This window comes from Mycobacterium sp. E796, from assembly GCF_001672815.1.
Lineage (GTDB): Bacteria > Actinomycetota > Actinomycetes > Mycobacteriales > Mycobacteriaceae > Mycobacterium.
Map to the genome: position 1 here is coordinate 1 of NZ_LZKK01000070.1, position 4,287 is coordinate 4,287.

Annotated in this window: 5 protein-coding genes and 1 pseudogene; 2 read left to right on the plus strand and 4 right to left on the minus strand. The window is 68.6% G+C overall.

Translation table 11 applies throughout. The features are described from left to right. Positions 1 to 312 (minus strand): anti-sigma factor antagonist (locus A5706_RS06470; protein WP_068128352.1); only part of this gene is annotated, 312 nt, incomplete at its 3' end. Positions 313 to 467: 155 nt separating this feature from the next. Here A5706_RS06470 and A5706_RS06475 point away from each other — a divergent pair. After that, positions 468 to 1,088, plus strand: a complete 621-nt coding sequence (locus A5706_RS06475) for a TetR/AcrR family transcriptional regulator (RefSeq protein WP_068128355.1) — start codon at positions 468 to 470, stop codon at positions 1,086 to 1,088. A 153-nt stretch (positions 1,089 to 1,241) separates the two neighbouring features. On the opposite strand, the gene A5706_RS06480 is transcribed toward A5706_RS06475, so the two are convergent. Continuing rightward, the gene (locus tag A5706_RS06480) at positions 1,242 to 1,901 is read right to left on the minus strand and encodes a DedA family protein (protein WP_068128356.1); all 660 of its coding nucleotides are present in this window, start codon (positions 1,899 to 1,901) and stop codon (positions 1,242 to 1,244) included. Beyond that, the gene (locus A5706_RS06485; RefSeq protein ID WP_068128359.1) at positions 1,898 to 2,737 is read right to left on the minus strand and encodes an SGNH/GDSL hydrolase family protein; all 840 of its coding nucleotides are present in this window, start codon (positions 2,735 to 2,737) and stop codon (positions 1,898 to 1,900) included. Before A5706_RS06485 ends, A5706_RS06480 begins: the two co-directional genes overlap by 4 nt. A 123-nt stretch (positions 2,738 to 2,860) precedes the next feature. Here A5706_RS06485 and A5706_RS06490 point away from each other — a divergent pair, with 123 nt between their 5' ends. Beyond that, positions 2,861 to 3,928 carry a permease gene (locus A5706_RS06490; protein WP_082964221.1) on the plus strand — a complete coding sequence of 356 codons (1,068 nt, stop codon included), beginning with the start codon at positions 2,861 to 2,863 and terminating at the stop codon, positions 3,926 to 3,928. Between the two features lie 100 nt (positions 3,929 to 4,028). Here A5706_RS06490 and A5706_RS06495 read toward each other — a convergent pair. Beyond that, positions 4,029 to 4,287: pseudogene (locus tag A5706_RS06495) on the minus strand (polysaccharide deacetylase family protein); the annotation flags it as partial.

Here is a 4,287-nt window from a genome sequence, read left to right on the forward strand (position 1 = left end):
GCCGCGCTCTCGACACCGCTTCGCCTCCTCGGCCAGCACCGCGAACGCGCAGCAGCCCATGAACTCGAGGCCGCTGACGTCGATGACGAAGGGGCCCGGCGGGATGACGATGCTGGCGGCCTCGCCGACCAGCAGGCGCCAGGTGTGCTCGTTGCAGGCATCGATCTCGCCACCCGCGTTGATGATCACCGCCGCGCCGTTGCGGTCGGTGGTCGCCCGCAGCGTGCTGTGTGGGTCACCCAGCTCGTGGACCAGCCGCGTGCTGAGGCTCAGGTGCGGACTGAAGGCTGATTCCGCAGTAATCGGGCTCATGAGGGACTCCCTAATCTACCGACGCCGGGCGCCGGGATGGATGCCCGTCCTTCTGTCTGAAGACAGACGCTGCGCGAAGTGCGCGAATCTCATTTGTATAACGAGACAGGGCGGTCTGTCTACCTTAGGCTGATAAGAGTATGGTAAGGCCCGGTATGACAAGCGACAATGTCACTCCTGTCATCAGCTCGGCCCGCGAACGCATCCTGACCGCGGCGTATGAGCTGTTCAGCCGGCGTGGGATCCGCGCCGTAGGCACCGACGAGGTGATCGTGCGAGCGGGCGTGGCCAGGGCAACCCTCTACCGCCACTTCCCGACCAAGGACGCGCTGGTGCTGGCCGTGCTGCAGCGGCGCGAGGAGCTCTGGACGCACGGCCTGATCGAGGAGCAGTCCCGGCAGCGGGGCAGCACCCCTGAGGAACAGCTGCTCGCGATCTTCGACGTGCTACACGACTGGTTCCAGTCGCGCGACGGCTACGAGGGCTGCTCGTTCATCAACGTGCTCCTGGAGTTGGGCGCCGACCATCCCGCCGGCCAGGCCTGCATCGCCCACATTGACCACGTCCGCGACATCGTGCGCCGCCGCGCCGTCGCGGCCGGGCTGACCGACGTCGAGGAGTTCGCGTCGTCCTGGCACATCCTGATGAAGGGCGCGATGATCCTCGCGGTGGTGGGGGACCTGGATGCCGCCCAGCGCGCCCGCAAGATGGGCCTCTCGCTCATCGAGGAGCACCGCCCGGTGGAGCCGATCGACATCGGCGAGGCGGTGGGTTAAGCGGCGTCGGCTCAGGGCCTTGAGTGTGAATCCTGGGCTTTCCGTGTGAACTGATGGCGGGATCCGGGCGACTTTCCCGCCCTGGACGCACGCGCAAAGCCATGGATTCCCGCTAAACGGCCACGGAGCAGAGCGCGCGCTCGTCACGCCGGCTTAAGCGGCGTCGGTGGCTTCGGCTTTGCGGTAGTGCTCTTCTTCCAGCTCGGCGATCATCCGCGACGTGCGTTCGCGCAGCAGGATCGCGGCGGTGATGCCGCACACGACGGCGACCACCAGGCCGATCCAGGAGAACCGCTCCAGCCAGCGTTCGGCGGCCATTCCGGCGAAGTACACGAGCGCGGTGGTACCGCCCGCCCAGCAGATGCCGCCGGAGACGTTGGCCGCGAGGAAGCGCGGGTAGGGCATCTTGAGCGCGCCGGCGAGCGGGCCGGCAAAGATCCGCAGCAACGCGATGAAGCGGCCGAAGAACACCGCGCGAACGCCCCAGCGGCTGAACAGCTTTTCGGCGAGCGCGACGTGCCCGGGGCCGAAGTGTTTGGGGAACCGCCGACCGAGCCGGTCGAAGAGCGGCAGGCCGTACCGGCGCCCGACCGAATAGCCGATCGAGTCGCCGACCACCGCGCCGATCACCGCGGCGGCGCCGACGCCGATCGGATTCACGGCCAGGTCGTGGTGCGACGACATCAGCGCCGCGCTGACCAGCACGATCTCACCGGGAAGGGGAACGCCCAGGCTCTCCACCCCGACCACACCGCCGACCACCAGGTACACGAGCAGCGGCGGGATCGACTGCAGCAAAGCCTCCACGTTCATGGGTCAAGGATGCCTGACCGACGGATAAACCGCGCCGCCGTGCTCTCGGTCGGCGTGCTGACCGGTTCCAGGCGCGGGCGCTTGGGCACCCGCCCGTCGGCCGAGGATTTGCCGCGCATGCGCCGCCACACCCACGGCATGAACTTCTCCTGCGTCCAGCGCAGCTGCCCGTAGGTCCGGGTCCGGAGCGGCAGCCGCGTGGGGCTGCCGCTCGCCTCGGCCCAATCATGGTTGCTGCCGGGCAGATTCAGGGCCTCGGCCGCCGCGGCGGCGAACAGGATGTGGCCCTTGGTGGACGCGTGCACGCGGTCGACGTCCCAGGTGTCCAGGTCGCGCATCGAGGGCGCGTCGTAGAGGTCGACCAGCCGGAAGCCGTATTGGTCGGCGGCGGCCCGGATCGCGTCGTTGATGCGGGCGAGCCGCCCGGAGACCAGCCGACCGAGCGGGAGGAACTGCGCGACGTTCGGGAAGGTGGTGGTCACCACCGTCGCCCCGGATTCGGCGAGCGCGGCGTGCATGTGATCGAGGTTGACCAGCGCCCGGCCGAACGAGTTACCCGGCTGGATGACGTCGTTCATCCCGACGCACACGGTGATCAGGTCCGGCCGCATCGCGAGCGCCGGCGGGAGCTGCTCGTGTAGCACGTCGGCCACCAGCTTGCCGCGAATCGCCAGGTTGGCGTAGTGCAGGCCGGGATAGTGCGAATCGATCATTGCAGCGAGCCGGTCGGCGAACCCGAGGAAGCCGACGGTGTCGTTACCGTCCCACAGGCCCTCGGTCTGGCTGTCCCCGATGGCGACGTATCGGCTGTATCCGGTCTCGGTAGCCCCGTACACGATGCCGAGACTAACCGGTAAGTCCGTTTTCGGGGGCCATAGCGTGGCGTGGCGCGGACGATCCCTCCAGCCCGGTCGGCCCCGGTGGGCGCTGCCAGAGGTTGTCCGTTAGCGTCTTTGAGCGTGGCGCTGCCATTGAGTGTCAATGCAATTCGCTCGCCGGGCCGCGCCGGTGTGGCGCTGGGCGCCGTCGCCACGGCAGCGGTGTTCGTGACGGGCCTGCTGTGGGCCAAGTGGACGCCGTATGTGACGAAAGCGCTGAGGGCCCAGCGAACCCATCACTGGCCGGGATCGAACATCCTCACCGTGGGCGGCGTGCACAGCGGCGACGCCCCGACCTGGCATGCCGCCACGACGTTCTTCCACGCCTACGTCCTGTCCATTTGGCAGGCGCTGGTGGTGGCGCTGCTGATCAGCGCGTCGGTTCAGGCATTCATACCGCGCTCGTGGTTGCCCCGCGTGCTGAACCGGCGCCGCCTGGTCTCCACCGCGGTGGCCGGCGGCCTTGCCGGCATGCCGTCGATGATGTGCACATGCTGCGCAGCACCGGTCGCCGTCACCTTGCGGCGCAACGGGGTCAGCCGAGTCGCCGCCATCGCCTATTGGTTGGGCAACCCCGTGCTGAATCCCGCGGTGCTGGTCTTCCTGGTGTTCGTCGCGCCGTGGCAGTGGGCGCTGACCAGGCTGGTGGTCGGGATCGCCGCGGTGGTCGGCGTCGCGACTGTCGTCGGCCTCGTGACGCGGTCGCGGCGGGTTGCCCCGCCCGAGACGCCCGTGCCCGCGCAGCAGCCCTGGGCGCCCGCCCGAAGCTTCGCGGGAGCCCTGCTGCGCTTGTGCCTGGTACTGCTGCCCGAGTACGCCGTCCTGGTGCTTGCACTCGGTGCGTTCCGCGGCTGGCTGCTGTCCCTGACCCGCCTGCAGCAGGGCGGCCTGCTGGTCGTGGTGCTCGCGGCGGTCGTCGGCACGCTCATCGTCATCCCGACGGCGGGCGAGATCCCGATCCTGCAGGGCCTGGCGCTGCTCGGCGTCTCGTCGGGAACCCTCGGCGCGCTGTTGATCACCCTTCCGGCCGTCAGCGTCCCGGGTGCGGTGATGGTCGCCCGCAGCTTCGGCTGGCGGGCCGTCGCGACGGCGGTTGTCGTGATGATCGCGGCGGGCCTGCTCGGCGCGGCATTCCTGACCCTGATTTGAATCGCGTCCCGAGTACCGTCACTGCCATGAGCAGCAGGCAACGGGCCGGAAACGAGCCGTCCGCCGAACCGCTTGCGCCGCAGTACCCCCTGAGGCCGATTTAGCCGGCGAAACGCGCTGTGCGGTGCGGAATTTCGGGCTTCAGGAACACGTCGTTGAGCGTCACAGTGCGCAGCCTACGGGCCCGGATGATGTCCACCAGCTGCTTGTAAACGTGGGTGATCGGGGCGTGGTTGAGGTGACCGATCACGATGTTCTGCCGGGTGAAGGACAGGTCGGCCAACTTGACGATCTGGTCTTCGGAGAGCAGCGCGGAATCCCGTAGGTCCCCGGACCACAGCGTGGGCACCTGGTAGCCC